The organism is Stagnihabitans tardus (genome assembly GCF_009925085.1).
Classification (GTDB): Bacteria; Pseudomonadota; Alphaproteobacteria; order Rhodobacterales; family Rhodobacteraceae; genus Stagnihabitans; species Stagnihabitans tardus.
In genome coordinates this window covers 35,464-50,495 of record NZ_JAABNR010000006.1, presented here as the reverse complement: position 1 = coordinate 50,495, position 15,032 = coordinate 35,464, and the positions used below count along the sequence as shown (strand labels likewise).

At 65.6% G+C, this 15,032-nt stretch carries 17 protein-coding genes and 1 tRNA gene; 11 read left to right on the top strand and 7 right to left on the bottom strand.

Annotated elements, in window-relative coordinates; genetic code table 11:
- From GV832_RS07730 to dksA, 3 genes are all read right to left on the bottom strand, one after another.
- The gene (locus GV832_RS07730) at positions 1–1,365 is read right to left on the bottom strand and encodes a DUF2927 domain-containing protein (protein ID WP_168774277.1); all 1,365 of its coding nucleotides are present in this window, start codon (positions 1,363–1,365) and stop codon (positions 1–3) included.
- Positions 1,366–1,521: 156 nt separating this feature from the next.
- Positions 1,522–2,721, bottom strand: coding sequence for an FAD-dependent monooxygenase (locus tag GV832_RS07725; protein WP_168774276.1), 1,200 nt, complete (start codon positions 2,719–2,721; stop codon positions 1,522–1,524).
- Between the two features lie 318 nt (positions 2,722–3,039).
- Positions 3,040–3,462, bottom strand: a complete 423-nt coding sequence (gene dksA / locus GV832_RS07720; protein WP_168774275.1) for an RNA polymerase-binding protein DksA — start codon at positions 3,460–3,462, stop codon at positions 3,040–3,042.
- 154 nt (positions 3,463–3,616) lie between these two features.
- On the opposite strand from dksA, the gene GV832_RS07715 reads away from it, so the two are divergent.
- Positions 3,617–4,462, top strand: coding sequence for an AAA family ATPase (locus GV832_RS07715; RefSeq protein WP_168774274.1), 846 nt, complete (start codon positions 3,617–3,619; stop codon positions 4,460–4,462).
- A gap of 14 nt (positions 4,463–4,476) precedes the next feature.
- Here GV832_RS07715 and GV832_RS07710 read toward each other — a convergent pair whose 3' ends face one another.
- Entirely contained in the window at positions 4,477–4,839 is a 363-nt protein-coding gene (locus GV832_RS07710; RefSeq protein ID WP_168774273.1) for a hypothetical protein, read from the bottom strand.
- On the opposite strand from GV832_RS07710, the gene GV832_RS07705 reads away from it, so the two are divergent.
- The 4 genes from GV832_RS07705 to GV832_RS07690 all read left to right on the top strand — a co-directional run bounded on the left by GV832_RS07705 (position 4,816) and on the right by GV832_RS07690 (position 7,444).
- Complete coding sequence (locus tag GV832_RS07705; protein WP_168774272.1) at positions 4,816–5,586, top strand: SseB family protein; 771 nt, start codon at positions 4,816–4,818, stop codon at positions 5,584–5,586. The genes GV832_RS07710 and GV832_RS07705 overlap by 24 nt on opposite strands.
- A gap of 152 nt (positions 5,587–5,738) precedes the next feature.
- Entirely contained in the window at positions 5,739–6,203 is a 465-nt protein-coding gene (gene rplM, locus GV832_RS07700) for a 50S ribosomal protein L13 (protein WP_168774271.1), read from the top strand.
- A gap of 2 nt (positions 6,204–6,205) precedes the next feature.
- Positions 6,206–6,688 carry a 30S ribosomal protein S9 gene (rpsI, locus tag GV832_RS07695; protein WP_168774270.1) on the top strand — a complete coding sequence of 161 codons (483 nt, stop codon included), beginning with the start codon at positions 6,206–6,208 and terminating at the stop codon, positions 6,686–6,688.
- Between the two features lie 228 nt (positions 6,689–6,916).
- Positions 6,917–7,444: an RDD family protein gene (locus GV832_RS07690; protein ID WP_168774269.1), complete on the top strand. Its 528-nt coding sequence runs from the start codon at positions 6,917–6,919 to the stop codon at positions 7,442–7,444.
- Between the two features lie 145 nt (positions 7,445–7,589).
- Here GV832_RS07690 and GV832_RS07685 read toward each other — a convergent pair whose 3' ends face one another.
- Entirely contained in the window at positions 7,590–7,802 is a 213-nt protein-coding gene (locus GV832_RS07685) for a DUF1127 domain-containing protein (protein ID WP_168774268.1), read from the bottom strand.
- Positions 7,803–7,891: 89 nt separating this feature from the next.
- Between GV832_RS07685 and GV832_RS07680 the strand changes: the two genes are divergently transcribed.
- The 6 genes from GV832_RS07680 to GV832_RS07655 all read left to right on the top strand — a co-directional run bounded on the left by GV832_RS07680 (position 7,892) and on the right by GV832_RS07655 (position 13,834).
- The gene (locus GV832_RS07680) at positions 7,892–9,277 is read left to right on the top strand and encodes an aminotransferase-like domain-containing protein (RefSeq protein ID WP_168774267.1); all 1,386 of its coding nucleotides are present in this window, start codon (positions 7,892–7,894) and stop codon (positions 9,275–9,277) included.
- Positions 9,278–9,407: 130 nt separating this feature from the next.
- Positions 9,408–9,659 carry a hypothetical protein gene (locus GV832_RS07675; protein ID WP_168774266.1) on the top strand — a complete coding sequence of 84 codons (252 nt, stop codon included), beginning with the start codon at positions 9,408–9,410 and terminating at the stop codon, positions 9,657–9,659.
- A gap of 142 nt (positions 9,660–9,801) precedes the next feature.
- A complete protein-coding gene (locus tag GV832_RS07670) occupies positions 9,802–10,749 on the top strand; it encodes an ABC transporter permease (RefSeq protein WP_168774265.1) in 948 nt (315 codons plus the stop codon).
- Positions 10,746–11,552 carry an ABC transporter permease gene (locus tag GV832_RS07665; RefSeq protein ID WP_168774264.1) on the top strand — a complete coding sequence of 269 codons (807 nt, stop codon included), beginning with the start codon at positions 10,746–10,748 and terminating at the stop codon, positions 11,550–11,552. Before GV832_RS07670 ends, GV832_RS07665 begins: the two co-directional genes overlap by 4 nt.
- A complete protein-coding gene (locus tag GV832_RS07660) occupies positions 11,549–12,652 on the top strand; it encodes an ABC transporter ATP-binding protein (RefSeq protein ID WP_168774263.1) in 1,104 nt (367 codons plus the stop codon). Before GV832_RS07665 ends, GV832_RS07660 begins: the two co-directional genes overlap by 4 nt.
- Positions 12,653–12,766: 114 nt before the next feature.
- Entirely contained in the window at positions 12,767–13,834 is a 1,068-nt protein-coding gene (locus GV832_RS07655) for a hypothetical protein (protein WP_168774262.1), read from the top strand.
- Positions 13,835–13,962: 128 nt separating this feature from the next.
- On the opposite strand, the gene GV832_RS07650 is transcribed toward GV832_RS07655, so the two are convergent.
- Both GV832_RS07650 and GV832_RS07645 read right to left on the bottom strand, forming a co-directional pair.
- Complete coding sequence (locus GV832_RS07650; protein WP_168774261.1) at positions 13,963–14,598, bottom strand: hypothetical protein; 636 nt, start codon at positions 14,596–14,598, stop codon at positions 13,963–13,965.
- Positions 14,599–14,862: 264 nt separating this feature from the next.
- A tRNA-Asn gene (locus GV832_RS07645) sits at positions 14,863–14,937 on the bottom strand.
- Positions 14,938–15,032: the final 95 nt, after the last annotated feature.

Below are 15,032 nucleotides of genomic sequence, written 5' to 3'. Positions count from 1 at the left end.
TCAGCCTGCCGGGGCCAGCCTCGCGATTGCGGCGATCTCGGCGGCCCTTGCGCGGATCTTCGCGCTTGAACCGAAGCCATACCTTGCAGCGGGCAGAGTGTCGAGACGCAAGCCCTCGGCCGCCTGGGCCTGGCCCTGGGCCATCAGGATCTCGGCCTTGATCATCTGGAAGGTGGCGATCAGCGCGGCATTCTGGGCGCGGTGAGCGAGCGGCAGGCCCCGGTCCACCCCGGCGCCGGCCCCCGCGATATCCCCGCGCGCGAGGTCGAGCGCCGCGAGCTGCATCAGCGCATGGGCCAGGTGCACCCCGCCATCGGGCAGGGTCTCGTAGATCCGCGCGGCCTGGGCATAGGCGTCACGCGCGGCGGCGGGGTCGCTGGGGGCGAGGACGCGGCCGCGCAGGAACCAGGCAAAGCCCGCGCGGTTGTCCTGCCAACCTGCCTCCAGCGCCAGGGAGAGGACGCGCTCGGCCGCAGCGATCCGCGCGGCTTTGGGGGTCGAGGCCGACATGGCTTGCGCCACGCTGTCGATCCAGACACGCGGCGTCGGCCCCCCATCACCCGCAGCCCCCCGCACCTCGCCGCGCGGGTTCTCCCGCGCCAGAAGCCCGGGGAGAAGGGCCGCCACCTGCGCCGCGCCCATGCCGTTGGAGAGTTCGGGCGCATAATGCAGCCGCAGCATCAGCATGTCGAACTCGGTCAGGACGGATTGGAAATTGTCGTCGTTGAAGACAGAATCGGGCAGGCGGTAGAGGTCGTTGACCGGTCCCAGCGCCTGGGCCATTTCCTCGTGCAGGCAGTCGCGCAGCTCTTGCGGCGCGGCATCCTGCGGCAGGAAAAGCGTGGCCGCATGCCGTTCGGACATCCGCCCCCAGTCCAGCGCCGTGCTGCCGCGCCGCCCCGTCCAATCGGCCAGCCCAGCGACATTGGGAACGACGAAACAGGCCGCCGTGGGCTCCATCCGGCGCAGGCGGCTGGAGGGCTGGAACGACAAGGTGATGACATTGGCCGCAGCCCCGGTGCCCCAGTCGATCTGCAATCCCGCCTCGGCCCGGAGCCGCGCCATCAGCGCCTCGGTCTCGGCCCTTGCGGTGGGCGGAACGGCGCCCTCCATGGTCAGGGCGATGGGGCCCTGGAAGCGGGTCAGGACGGGCAGGGCAAGGCCGGATTCCAGCTGGAACTCCAGGTCGAGGAAGTCGCGGGCGAGGTCCTGGTTGGCGCGGGAGACAGGGATGGGATCGGTGGCGGGGAATTGCAGCACGGGGCCTGAAAGGTCGAGCCCGCCCGGGTCACTGGCGCTTTTGGTCACGTTGCCCGAGGCGCAGGCCGCAACAGAAAGACAGGCCAGAACCAGACCGAACCGCATGAACACCCCCACCCGGACCTCCGGGACTGTCTTGGGATTTGACCGCCAAGCCATGGCAAGATCAAGGCAAAGCCGGGACGGAACCGGGATTTTCAGTCGCGTCATGCTGCGTGAAATCACGCACCCTACCATCCGGCGCCCGTAGGCTGCGTGATTTCACGCACCATTCCCCGCACCTTTCCCGGCGCCCGTCGTGACATCCTCCCGGTAAAGCCAGTCGAACCGCCCCAGAAGCGCCCCTGGCGCCAGTGCCCCGATCGCCCGAAGCCCCAGATGCGCCACGGCACGCTGGGGCCCCCGCAGGTGCCAGAGCTTCGCATTGGTATTGGCGGCCTGAACGATGCGCCGACAGCGCGCCGCGCGGCCTTCCTGGTAGGCCCCAAGCCCCTCCAGCCCCTGGGCATCCAGGGCCTCGGCCAGCACCCAGGCATCCTCCAGCGCCATGCAGGCGCCCTGGGCGAGGAAGGGCAGGGTCGGATGGGCCGCATCGCCGAGGATCGCCACCCCGCCCCCGGCCATGCGCCGCTGCCAGACCTCGGCCACCGGATGGCGGAAGAGGCCCCAAAGGTGGGTCTCCTCGACCCGGTCCAACCAGCCGCGCACCCTGGGCCCGAAGTCGGCAAAGGCCAGGCGCAGCTCCAGCGGATCGGCACGCAGCGACCAGCTCTCCTCGACCCAGGTGCCGCGTTCCTCGACCGCCACGATGTTGCGCAAGAGGCCGCCGCGCAGGGGATAGCTGACCAGGTGCCGCCCGGGGCCCAGGTGAACCTCCGCCCGGTCGCCGCCATCGCCCGGGATCACCGCCCGCCAGGCCGCCTGGCCGGTGAAGAAAGGCCGCGCCGCCCCGTTCAGCGCCGCCCGCGTGACCGAATGGAGCCCATCGGCGCCGATGAGGATATCGGCCTCCTCATGGCCCTGGTCCAGGACGAGCCCGGGCCGCGCGCCCGAGAGGTTGACCGAGGCCGCCCGGTGCCAGAGCCTGACCTCCACCCCCGCCGCCAGGGCCCCCACCCGCAGGATCTCGATCAGGTCGGCGCGGTGCAGGAAGTGCCAGCCACGGCCCGGGTCGATGGCGCCCACCGCCATCCGCACGAGGCGGCTCTCCGCCAGCCCGTCCCACAACTCCACCGCAGCGCCCCGAGAGGTCACCGCCTCCAGGGCCGCCCCAAGCCCGAGCCCCTGCAAGACCCCCGCCCCATTGGGCGAGACCTGCAAGCCCGCCCCCACCTCGCGGATCGCCTCGGCCTGTTCCAGCACGGTGACCAGCGCCCCCCGCCGCGCCAGCGCCAGCGCCACCGAGAGCCCCGCCACCCCGGCCCCCAGAACCGTCACCTTCCGCCCCGAAAGCTGCCCCATCCCGCCCTCTCCTCGACGCGCACCGCAGCGCCAGCTTGCCCGAAAGACCCCGGCCCCTGCCGCGGTCTTCCCTTTCACATTGGCTCAAATATCCCACGGGGGTGCGGGGGTGTGAAACCCCCGCTCTTCGTGTGGGTGCGGGGGTGTGAAACCCCCGCTCTTCGCTTGGGTGCGGGAGTGTGCCCCCCCCGCGCTTCGGGCGGGTGCGGCACCAGCCCTGCGGGCCAAGCCATCCGCAGGGAGTGGAAGGTTGAAACCCGCCCCAGCCCCCCCAAAGGAAAACGCCGGACCCTGGGGCCCGGCGCTGTTCCGTCGCTTTCAGTCGTCGCGGTGGACCTTTTCGCGGCGTTCGTGCTTTTCCTGCGCCTCCAGCGTCATGGTGGCAATCGGGCGCGCATCGAGCCGCTTCAGGCTGATGGGTTCCCCCGAGACCTCGCAATAGCCGTATTCGCCATTCTCGATCCGCCGCAGCGCCGCGTCGATCTTGTTGACCAGCTTGCGCTGCCGATCCCGCGTCCGCAGCTCCAGCGCGCGGTCGGTCTCTTCGGAGGCCCGGTCCGCCAGATCGGGCACCGAGCGCGCCGAGTCCTGCAGGTTGTCGATCGTCTCGGCGCTTTGGTCCAAGAGGTCCTGTTTCCACCCGACCAGCTTGCGGCGGAAATATTCCAGCTGCCGGTCGTTCATGAAGGGCTCGTCCTCGGCCGGGCGATAATCCTCTGGCAGGAAGATTTCGGCTTTCATCGCGTCTCTCCTTCTCCCGGTCGGAGCCCTCCTGAGGGATGCACCGACGGATTGGGGCCCGATTACCCCAAGGGCCGGGGAATGTCACTAGCCGTTGCGCAGATTTCAACCCATGGTTAACCTTGAGCGGGCAACAATCGCGCAGGGAATTGATATGTCGGGAAAATTCGCCTCAACCGCAGGTTACCTGGCCGCCCCTGAACTCGCCTTGGCGGTCAATGCGGCCCTGACCCTGGGCCGGCCGCTTCTGGTCAAGGGCGAACCGGGCACCGGCAAGACCGAGCTTGCGCGGCAGGTGGCGGGCTCCTTGGGGATGGAGCTGGTGGAATGGCATGTCAAATCCACGACCAAGGCGGCGCAGGGCTTGTACGACTATGACGCGGTGGGGCGCTTGCGCGATGGCCAACTGGGCGAGGCGCGGGTGCATGATGTGGCCAACTACATCCGCCCCGGCAAGCTCTGGCAGGCCTTCACCGCGCCCTCGCGGGTGGTCCTCTTGATCGACGAGATCGACAAGGCCGACCTGGAATTTCCCAATGACCTTCTGCAAGAGCTCGACCGGATGGAGTTCCATGTCTACGAGACCGGAGAGACGATCCGCGCCACCCATCGCCCCCTGGTCATCATCACCTCGAACAACGAGAAAGAGCTTCCCGACGCCTTCCTGCGCCGCTGCTTCTTCCACTTCATCCGCTTTCCCTCCCCCGAGGACCTCGCCGCCATCACCCGCATGCATTTCCCCGGCATCAAGGAGGCCCTTCTGTCGGCCGCCCTCGCGCAGTTCTTCGAGATCCGCGAGACGCCGGGGCTGAAGAAGAAACCCTCGACCTCGGAGGTGCTGGACTGCCTGAAGCTGCTTCTCGCCGAGGACCTGGGGCCGGAGGACCTGAAGCGCGACGCCAAGAGCAACCTGCCCAGGCTGCATGGGGCGCTTTTGAAGAACGAACAGGATGTGCAGCTTTTCGAGAAGCTGGCTTTTCTGGCGCGGCGGGAGCGGTAGGCCGCCCGCGCGGCTCAGATCAGGCCGGCGCTCACGGCGCCGACCATGAAGTCGAGGGCCATCAGGGCCAGCCCGAGGATCGCAACCGTCCCGCCAAGGACCAGCCAAAGGCGACCGCCTTTGAAAGCCAAGGCCAATCCGAGTCCCATCAACATTGCAGCGCCCATTTGAAAATCTCCTTTTCCTGTCTGCCATAAGCCGTTGTATTTCGTTTTTTTTTGAAGGGATCGCGGCGATTTCATGGAACGAGCCGCCCAATCACCGCGCCCCAGCAAATAATTTTCGCCGAAGATTTTTCTCTTGCCCCCGACGGGGTCTCTGCCCAAGACCGGCGCAGCGATTTGGAGGAAGCGATGACCCTGGATGCAGCCCATCAAGCAATGGAAGACGGCGGCGAGGCCGAGGCTTTGGCCTTTTGGCGCGCCTTTGCCGATGCGGAGCTTTTCCTCGTGCTGGAGGAGGAGGCCGAAGGCGCCACGATCAAGCCGCGCAGTTTTGACCTCTCCTCCGGCCCCCTGCTTCTGGTCTTCGACAGCGAAGAGCGGCTGGGGACGCTCTCGGCCGACCCCGTGCCCTATGCGGCGCTGCCCGGACGGGTGATTGCCGCACAACTGGCCGGGCAGGGCCTGGGGCTGGGGTTGAACCTCGGCTCCGGGGCGGCGTCGGAGACGATCCTGCCGCCCGCCTCGGTCGATTGGCTGGCCGATATGCTCTCCCAGGCCATGCCCGAACAGGCCAGCGCGCGGATCAAGGCCATGGGTGCCCCGGGCTTGACCCGGGGCCTCGCGGGGGCCTTGGCGGGGCTTTTGCCGCCGGGCAGCCTCGCGGCGCTGGCGGCGGTGGAATATGACACGGGCGCGCGGGGCCATGCCCTGGCCGTGGCCGGGCTGGAGCCCGCGCGCGAAGAGGGTTTCGCCCGCGCGGTCACCGAGGTTCTGGCCTTCTCGGGCCTGGACGCCGCCAGCCTCGATGTCTTCTTCGTCATGCCCGATGCGCCGATCCTGCGCCGCATGGCCGAAGCGGGCCAGGGATTCGCAGGGCCCGCCCGGGTCGAGGCTCCGGCTCAAGGCCGGAGCAGCCCGGCGCCGGGGATGGACCCTTCAAGCCCGCCAAAACTGCGTTGAACATGGGGTAAATTAATACCTATATCGTCAAGGCATTGAAAGAGAACGATATTTGAAGGTCTTCACCCACTTGACGCGCTGCGGCTTTGCGGTGATAAGCCCCCATCCCCGGCGGGACCCCGGTTCCGCTTTCACCAACCACGGGTTCCGATATGAAAACCTTCACCGCAACGCCTGCGGATATCGAGAAGAAGTGGGTCCTGATCGACGCTGAAGGCGTCGTCCTGGGCCGCTTGGCTTCGATCGCGGCGACCATCCTGCGCGGCAAGAACAAGCCGTCCTACACGCCGCACATGGATATGGGCGACAATGTCATCATCATCAACGCCGACAAGGTGCAGATGACCGGCAAGAAGCGCCAGGACAAAAAGTACTACTGGCACACCGGCCACCCCGGCGGGATCAAGGAGCGCAGCGCTTCGCAGATCCTCGAAGGCGCCCATCCCGAACGTGTCGTGGAAAAGGCGGTCGAGCGCATGATCTCGCGCAACAAGCTGGGCCGTCAGCAGATGACGAACCTGCGAGTCTACGCTGGCGCCGCTCACCCGCATGAAGCCCAAGCCCCCGCGGTCATCGACGTCAAGGCGATGAACCCGAAGAACACCCGGAGCGCCTGAACATGGCCGATATCAAGTCTCTCGACGATCTGAAGTCGGCCGTCGGCGCGGCGCCCTCGGCTCCGGCCGCCATCGTCCGCACCCCGGTCCGTGACAAGCTCGGCCGCGCCTATGCCACCGGCAAGCGCAAGAACGCGGTCGCCCGCGTCTGGGTCAAGCCCGGCTCGGGCAAGGTCACCGTCAACGGCAAGGAACTGGCGGTCTATTTCGCCCGTCCCGTGTTGCAAATGATCCTGAAGCAAGCCTTCACCGTCGCCAATGTCGAAGGTCAGTTCGACGTCATGGCCACCGTGGTCGGCGGCGGTCTCTCGGGCCAGGCCGGTGCTGTGAAGCACGGCGTGTCCAAGGCGCTGCAGCTTTACGACCCCAGCTTGCGCCCCGCGCTGAAGGCCGCTGGCTTCCTGACCCGCGACTCGCGCGTCGTCGAACGGAAGAAATACGGCAAGCGCAAAGCGCGTCGGTCCTTCCAGTTCTCGAAGCGCTAAGCTTCTCAGGTTTCGTGGAAAGGGCTCGCTGCGGCGGGCCCTTTTCTTTTGGGCTGGGCCTTGCGGAAAGCCCGGAGGGGTTTCACACCCCTCCGGACCTCCCCGTGGAATATTTGTGCCAAGGTGAAAGGGGAAGTGTCGCGGACTTGCCACAGGGGCGGGGCGGTGACTCTTGGGGGATTGGCGCCAGGGGCTTTGCGCGGCAAGTTTTGGCCAAAGGAGATTGCGATGAGTTATTCGGGAACGATCACGGCGGAATATGGCGGGTTTTGGCGGCGGGTGGGGGCGGCGCTGATCGACGGGGTGATCTTGAACATCATCCAGAAGGTCGTCGAGATGGTCCTGGGGGCCATCATTCCGATCGAGAGATTCATGACCGTGCCCAATATCGCGCCGGGGACCTCTCAGGATGAGGTCATGCTCCAGGTGCTGATCGAAAATTGGCCGCTCTTGCTGGGGTATACGCTGCTCGCGATGATTGCTCCGATCCTGTACGATGTCCTGCTGACCGCGTCCTCCTGGCAGGCAACGGTGGGCAAGCGGGCGCTTGGGCTGATCGTCGTCGATCTGAACGGCCAGCGCCTGACGCCCTGGCGCGCCACGGGGCGCTACTTCGCCAAGATCCCCTCGGCGCTGATCCTGGGCATCGGCTTTCTCATGGTTGGCTGGACCGAGCGCAAACAGGGGCTGCATGACATGATCGCCGGGACCCTGGTGGTGAAGAAGGACTCGGTGGCGCAATCGAACGTCTTTTGAGGGCGCGGGTTTTCTGATGTGAAAAAGGGGGCCGCGCTTGCGGCCCCAGGTCAGGAGACCTCGGGGGAAAATCGAGGCTCCGAATTGGGGCGATCAGAGGCGCGGCCGGGGAGCGGCGGCGCGGGCTCTGATCGCGGTCCGGGCCTTATGGGCGCCAGAAGGGTTTCTGTGCCTCGGCCTCGGCTTCCATCGGTTTCATCCCGATGTCGCGCAGCATATGATCGGGCAGGTTGCGCAGATCGGCCCGGGTCCGGCGTCGCAACTGCCAGGTCACCAGGGTCACGGTCAGGGCCACCAGCACGCGCGAGAAGGCGGGCAGGGGGTGACGGGACAGGAAGGTGATCTCGGCGGTCGACATGATGCGCTCTTTTGTATTGATACAATCCGGACATTCGGATATTGAATTGATACAATCGCAGCTGCGGCTTGGCCAGAGGTGGAATTGTCATGGATACAATTTTGACGGGAGAGGGGCCGAAGTACCAGGCCCTGGCGCAGCATCTGCGTGAGAGGATCGCGCGCGGTGACCTGGCCGAGGGCGCGCAGCTGCCCCCCGTCCGCGACCTGGCCTGGGAGGCCAAGGTGACCCCGGGCACCGTGGCGCGGGCCTATCGCATCCTGACGCAAGAGGGTCTCCTGGAGGCCACGGTGGGGCGCGGCACCTTTGTGGCGGCGCGAACCCCGCGTCTGGGGCCGCCTCCGCCGACCGAGGCCGAGGTCGATGTGCGGCCCGTTGCGGGGCGGCTGGACCTGCGGTCTCCGTCGCTGCCCGAGGTCGGGCAGGTGGCGGCCCTGGGGGAGAGCCTGCGGCGTATCTCCATGAAGATCGACGCGCAATGGCTTGGCTATGTGACGCAATCCGGCGAGTCCACCCTGCGGGCCGCGGTCGTGCGCTGGCTCTCGGACCGCATGTTGGGCGCTTTGCCGCCCGAGGATGTCGTCCTGACCCATGGCGGGCAGTCGGCCGTCAGCCTGGTCTTGCAATGCGTCTTGCGCGGGGATCGTCCTGCTGTCCTGGTCGAGGACCTCTGCTACCCCGGCTTCCGTTATGCCGCCCGCCTCGCCCGGGCCGAGGTCTTTGGTGTCGCCATGGACGCCGAGGGCATGCGCCCCGATGCGCTGGAGGCCGCTTGCCGCCGCCATATGCCCCAGGTCCTTTGCCTGACCCCCGATGCGCAGAACCCCACCACCGCGCGGATGAGCCTGGAGCGGCGGCGGCAGATTGTATCCATCGCCGAGAGGTACAATCTGCAAATCATCGAGGATGAATGCTATACCCCCCGCGACCACGATGTGCCTACGCTGCGGGCCATTGCGCCCTCGCGGGTCTGGTATGTCGGCTCGCTGTCGAAAACCCTCTCGGCGGCGCTGCGGTTTGGTTATCTGCTGTGCCCGGCGGGGATGGGGACGGCGGGACGGCTTGCGGCGCAGCATGCCTATTTCGCCCTGTCGCAGCCCGTGGCCTCTCTGGTGCTGGACCTCTTCCAATCTGGCGCCGCCCAGGCGATCCGCACCCGCGTGCTGGAGGATTTCACCAGCCGCTCGCGGATGGCCGCCAATATACTCGGCTCTTTCGACATCGCCTGGCAGCCGGGCCTGCCCTTCGTCTGGATGACTCTGGCCCAGGGCTGGCGCAGTTCGACCTTTGCGCGCCGGGCCGAGGAGGCGGGGGTGCTGCTGCGGCCCTCGGATCACTATGTCATGGTCAACGGTCATGCGCCCAACGCGGTGCGAATGGCCCTGGCGGGCGATGTCAGCCTGGCGCGGCTGGAAGAGGGGCTGCGGCGCCTGGCGGGCCTGATGTCCGCGCCGCCCGACGATATGGCGGTGTGACCAGCCAGTGTGACCGGATTGACTCAACCGCCAGAGGAAAAGGGGGGAGGGCTTGACGGAATCTCCCCGTGGGGCCAGCTTTGGACCAAGGGCATATAATTCGAGCAGAAACCGCCCGGAGGGTCATATCATGGGGCTTCAAGCCACGTTCCACGCACCGCAGGGTGCGGCTTTTCTGGGTTGGCGACTGGATCGCACCGGCCATACCGAAATCGTCTTCGAGAATGCCTCGCAACGCCGCGTCATGCGCCTGACCGAGGCCCATCCCGATGAGCGCCTGGTGGAGGCCATGCAACTGGCCGTGGGCGCGCGTCACGTCCTGCCGCGGCTGATGGACGAGTTGAAAAAGCGGGCGATTGCCGTCGAAAGCGGCGTCTTTTAACCGGACCGCTGCCGCAAGGCCTTGATCGGCGCGGTTTTCTGGCGAATTGTTGGGCAGCTTGCCCCGGCTTGCGCAAAAGCCTTGCGCTGTGGCGGGCAAGCTGCTTAATTTGATCAAAAGAAACGATCCGACAGGGTGTGCAATGTCTGAACCGCAAGGGCGGGGCTTCTGGAGATCGGAGGCCGCTACCGGCCTCTATCTGATCTCTCCCACGGCGCTTTTCGCCATTCTGCTTCTGGCCGCCCCCCTGGCGACCACGCTTCTCTATTCCGTCTTCACGGATGGTTACCTTGAAATCATCCCGCGCTTTCAGCTGTGCAACTATATCGGCGAATGCGCCTCGCTGAAGCTGGATGCGGCCACGGGGGAATATGTCCAGGATCAGACCTACCTGGGCGCCTGGTCCGACCCGGTGGTCATGACGCTGATGTGGCGGTCGCTTTACGTTTCGATCTTCGTGACGGCGGCCACGGTGATCTTCGCCTATCCGGTCGCCTATTTCGTCTCGTTCAATGTCGAGCCCTCGAAGAAGTCGCTCTGGCTCTTCCTGATCACCATTCCCTTCTGGACCTCTTACGTCATCCGGGTCTTCATGTGGAACGTGATGATCTCGCGGACCGGGGTGATCAATTCGACGCTGATGAGCCTTGGCATCATCGACGAGCCCCTGAGGATGGCCTTCACCATCCAGGCCATGGTCGTGACGCTGGCGCATGCCTATGCCCCCTTCGCCATCCTGCCGATCTATGTGGCGCTGGAGAAGATCGACCGCTCGCTCCTTGAGGCCGGCCAGGACCTGGGCGAGACGCGCTTTACGACCTTCCTGCGCGTGACCTTGCCCCTGTCCATGTCGGGGGTGATCGCGGCGGTCTTGATCGTCTTCATCCCCACCATCGGCGATTACATCACGCCCAACCTGATCGGCGGCGGCAAGATCCCGATGATCGCCAACATGATCGAGGTTCAGATGCTGCAGGCCGACAACCGGGCGCTTGGCTCTGCCGTTGCGGTCTCGGCGATGCTGGTCGTGGGGGCGGTAAGCCTCTTGTTCCTCTTCCTCAACCGCCGCTATCTGAAAGGGAACAAATGAAACTCCCGATCCTGCGCAGCTATGCGGTGCTTTACCTCGCATTCCTGTATATCCCCATCCTGATCCTGCCGATCTTTGCCTTCAACGACTCGACCACGGCGGCCTTCCCGCTGAAGGGCTTCACGACGGAGTGGTTCGGCCGCGTCTTTTCGGACCCGGCCCTGGGAGAGGCCCTGAAGAATTCGCTCATCGTGGCGGGCTCGACCTCGGTCTTCGCGACGCTTCTGGGGATCCTCGCGGCCCGCGCCCTGACGCGCTATCGCTTCCCGGGTTCGGCGTCACTGTCGGGGCTGATCATGCTGCCCATGGTCCTGCCCGAGATGATCATGGCCATGGCGCTTCTGGTCGTGCTTCTGTCGATCGGCGTGCCGCTGAGCCTCTTCACCATCATCCTGGGCGATGTGCTGATCTGCACGCCCTTTGCCGTCGCGATCCTGACCTCGGCCTTCCAGTCGCTGGACAAAAGCCTTGAAGAGGCCGCCCAGGACCTGGGCGAGGGGCCGTTCTCGACCTTCTACCTGGTCATCCTGCCCCTGGTGATGCCCGGCATCATCTCGGCCATGCTGATCTGCTTCACCATCGCCATCGACGAGTTCATCATCGCGAACTTCCTGGGTTCGGGGCAGAAGCTCTTGTCGACCTATATCTTCGGCCAGCTGCGCTTTCCGAAGAACGTGCCCAATATCATGGCCCTGGGGACCATCCTCGTCTGCGTCTCGGTCCTTCTGCTGGCCACTGCCGAATTTTTCCGCCGCCGTGGCCTTGCCCGGACTGGTGCCAAGGATACCGGAGGCTTCCTGTGACTTCATCCGACAAGCCTGTGATGATCGAGTTCCGCGACGTTCACAAATACTATGGCGATTACCACGCCTTGCGGGGGATCAATGCCACGATCAAGGCGGGGGAGTTCTTCTCTCTGCTGGGTCCGTCTGGCTGCGGCAAGACGACGCTTCTGCGCACCATTGCCGGGTTCGAGGGGATTTCCTCGGGCGTGGTCCTGGTCGATGGCAAGGACATGGCCAATGTGCCGGCCAACAAGCGGCCCACGAACATGGTCTTCCAGTCCTATGCGATCTTCCCGCATTTGACGGTGGAGCAGAACGTGGGCTTCGGCCTGCGCCGCGATCCGCGCTCGAAAGAGGAGAAGATGCGCGCCGTGGGTCAGGCGCTGGAGATGGTGGGGCTGGCGGGCTATGGCAAGCGCTCGGCCCATGCGCTTTCGGGCGGGCAGCGGCAGCGGGTGGCGCTGGCCCGGGCGCTGATCCTCAAGCCCAAGGTGCTGCTCTTGGATGAGCCCTTGTCCGCGCTGGACAAGAAGATCCGCGAGCAGATGCAACTGGAGCTGATCAAGCTGCAACGCGAGGTCGGCATCACCTTCGTCCTGGTCACCCATGACCAGGAAGAGGCGCTGGTCATGTCCGACCGCATCGCCGTCATGTTCGAGGGCAATATCGCCCAGCTCGACGACCCGGAAACGCTTTACCGTCTGCCCAAGACCCGCCAGGTGGCGAATTTCATCGGGACGATGAACTTCCTGCCGGCCGAGATCCTGTCCGAGGCCGGGGGCCGCGCCGAGGTCCAGGCCCCGGGCCTGGGTCGCCTGACGGTCGATATCGAAAAGCAGATCTCCTCGGCGCCGGGGACGGGCCAGACCACGATCGGCTTCCGCCCCGAGACCGCGACGCTGCTGTTTGACGGACAGGCCGCCACCGACCGCGAAAGCATGGGCACGGTCTCCGAGGTCGTCTATTACGGCGACATGACCTATTACGATGTCACGCTGGATGACTGCGACGCCCCGATCCGCATGTCGATGCGCAATGTCTTTGGCCGCCCGGTGCTGGATATCGGCACCCGCTGCCGGGTGGGTTGGAGCCCCGGGGCCATGGTGATGTTCCGCTGAAAAAGCGCCCCCCGCGATGCGATCCGGGGGGCGTTTTTCGTTTTGGTTGGGAATTTGGTAACCAGTTCATGCGACCCATGAAGCCAGTCTCAGAACGGGCAGGAAAGGGGTCTCATGCGCAAGCTCTATCTTCACGTCGGGGTTCATCGCACGGGAACCTCCTCGACCCAGCGCGTGCTGCGCGACAATTTCCCCGGGCTCTTGCAGCGCGGTTACATGTATCCCTTCGCCGCCGTGCGCCATGACGACCTGATCCGCCGGTTGCGCATCGGCCTGCTCTCGGCCCGCGACCTGGCCGAAGACCTGACGCGCCGCGCCGATGCCCATCCCGTGGCGGTCGACAACATCATCCTGTCGGATGAAGACATGTCGATGATCCGCGATTTCAACCTCTTCGCCCCCCTGGCCGAGGTGTTCGAGGTCAAGGTCGTCGCCATGATGCGGCGCCAGGATCTCTGGCTGGAAAGCTGGTATCTGCAAAACGTGAAATGGCAATGGGATGCCAGGGTCGCCAATCTGTCCTTCGACGCCTTCATGGCGCGGCAGGCCGAGTTCTTCTGGATGGATTACGCCGCCCGCTTTGCCCATTACGAGACGGTCTTCGGCCCGGGTTCGGTCGTGGCGGGCGTGTTCGAGCGGGCCGATATGCCCGATGGCCCCACGGCGGCGGTGCTGCGGCTGATGGGAATCGCCGATCCCTCCTTCACCGGGCCCGAGGTGCATCAGAACTCCTCGCTGTCGCCCCTGATGAGCGAATTCGTCCGCCACCTGCCGCTGCACCGCCTGCGCGACCCCGACCGCCGTTACTTCGAGCTGGCCGCCATGGCGGTGGACGAGGATCTCTTGACCAATGGCTCCAAGCTCTTGCTGTCGCATGAGGATCGGGCCGCGATCCTCTCGGCGCATGCGGCGGGCAATGCCCAGGTGGCCCAGCGCTACCTGGGGCGCGAGGTCCTGTTCCGCGATCCGGTCCCGGCGGCGGATGCCCCCCTGGCCGAACGTCAGTTGCCGCCCGATTCGGCGCGGCTGATGGAGGAATTCGTCATTCCGATGATGATGGCCCTGGGCCGCCAGGTGACCGACCAGCGCGAGCGTATGGAGCAGATCCAGCGCGCCCTGGAAGAGGTCCGCCGCCACGCCGCCGAGGCCGTCCAGATCCAGCGCATCCCCGCAAGGGCGTAAGGCTTTGCCATCCGCAGAAGGCCCATCCCGCGCGCGGCAGCCAGGTCTTCCATCCCGGGCTCTCCGCAAGAGGTTCATCTTTCGCCGACCGGGTCACGCGGCCCATCCAGCGCCCGGCCGAAAAGGGTTCAGGGCCCGCCCTGGTCTTCGGCGCAGCCTGTCAGCACCCAGGTGCAAGTGGACCGGCTGCCTGCCCCCAGGGCCTCTGTCAGGCTATCCATCGTCTCCAGATAGGCCCTGGTTGTCTCTTCGCTGTCCCACTGCCGTCCCCTTGGGCCGTATTGGAAATTCACGATGAGATTGGCGCAGGTCGAGGTGACGATCACTTCATCCGGAGGGGGCTTGGCCTCGTCGCCGCCCCATTCATAGAGAATCGACCTCCCGCCCGCGTTGACCAGCCCGTCAATCGTCACGAGCGCATCCAGCTTTGCGCCCCAGGCATCGTGATAGGTCGTCGGGGCGGCCACATGGCTCCCGGCCTCAATTCCGGCTTTCACAAGACTGAAGAGCGGCTCTCCGCCCAGATGGAAAGACGCGATCCATCCGTTCTTGATCGGGTAGATCGGTTGGGTGGGACGGCCAAGTCCGGCAAGGTCGATGCCCAGCCGGTGCCTGGCATCCCGCGTGTCCCGCCACAGAACCAGGGACAGGGTGTTGGACGTCGTAAAGTCATCCAGGAGCTGGCTGTAGACATAGCCGCCCTCGGGCCCGCAAGCCACTTGCGCCCCAGACGCCTGCGCCAGCGCCGCGAGGATTGCAGCCAAGCCAAGGGACAGCTGCTTTCGAGGCGCCAACAGGGGTGGGATGAACCGCTGCACGTCAAATCCCCAGGATCAGGCCCAGGTTTTCCCCTGCAGGGCGGGCCGACATTCCGATTTGCCCATCAAGGGCCCAAAGGGTCAAGCGTCCATCGCAGTTGTATCCTGGCGAACCTGCCTGCACCGGGCCCCTCGGGGGGATGCCTCTTGCGGCGCTCGTCATACGGAAACCCTGGGGTTTCCTGCCAAATCATCCATCAGGGGGGGATTTGGCTCCGGCGGTTGGGATCGAACCAACGACCAGCTGATTAACAGTCAGCTGCTCTACCGCTGAGCTACGCCGGAACATGGGGGGCTGTATAACGGGGGCTTTCGGGGGCGGCAAGGGGGGAGATGAAAAAAGTTGGGGTTCGGGGAAAGATAATTTTAAACAGAGGCTT

Excerpts from the sequence above, each read along its gene's own strand:
- GV832_RS07670 (WP_168774265.1), top strand. The coding sequence starts at position 9,802 with ATGTCTGAACCGCAAGGGCGGGGCTTCTGGAGATCGGAGGCCGCTACC.
- GV832_RS07725 (WP_168774276.1), bottom strand. The coding sequence starts at position 2,721 with ATGGGGCAGCTTTCGGGGCGGAAGGTGACGGTTCTGGGGGCCGGGGTG.
- dksA (WP_168774275.1), bottom strand. The coding sequence starts at position 3,462 with ATGAAAGCCGAAATCTTCCTGCCAGAGGATTATCGCCCGGCCGAGGAC.
- GV832_RS07705 (WP_168774272.1), top strand. The coding sequence starts at position 4,816 with ATGACCCTGGATGCAGCCCATCAAGCAATGGAAGACGGCGGCGAGGCC.
- GV832_RS07680 (WP_168774267.1), top strand. The coding sequence starts at position 7,892 with ATGGATACAATTTTGACGGGAGAGGGGCCGAAGTACCAGGCCCTGGCG.
- rplM (WP_168774271.1), top strand. The coding sequence starts at position 5,739 with ATGAAAACCTTCACCGCAACGCCTGCGGATATCGAGAAGAAGTGGGTC.
- GV832_RS07715 (WP_168774274.1), top strand. The coding sequence starts at position 3,617 with ATGTCGGGAAAATTCGCCTCAACCGCAGGTTACCTGGCCGCCCCTGAA.
- rpsI (WP_168774270.1), top strand. The coding sequence starts at position 6,206 with ATGGCCGATATCAAGTCTCTCGACGATCTGAAGTCGGCCGTCGGCGCG.
- GV832_RS07685 (WP_168774268.1), bottom strand. The coding sequence starts at position 7,802 with ATGTCGACCGCCGAGATCACCTTCCTGTCCCGTCACCCCCTGCCCGCC.
- GV832_RS07655 (WP_168774262.1), top strand. The coding sequence starts at position 12,767 with ATGCGCAAGCTCTATCTTCACGTCGGGGTTCATCGCACGGGAACCTCC.
- GV832_RS07690 (WP_168774269.1), top strand. The coding sequence starts at position 6,917 with ATGAGTTATTCGGGAACGATCACGGCGGAATATGGCGGGTTTTGGCGG.
- GV832_RS07665 (WP_168774264.1), top strand. The coding sequence starts at position 10,746 with ATGAAACTCCCGATCCTGCGCAGCTATGCGGTGCTTTACCTCGCATTC.
- GV832_RS07730 (WP_168774277.1), bottom strand. The coding sequence starts at position 1,365 with ATGCGGTTCGGTCTGGTTCTGGCCTGTCTTTCTGTTGCGGCCTGCGCC.
- GV832_RS07675 (WP_168774266.1), top strand. The coding sequence starts at position 9,408 with ATGGGGCTTCAAGCCACGTTCCACGCACCGCAGGGTGCGGCTTTTCTG.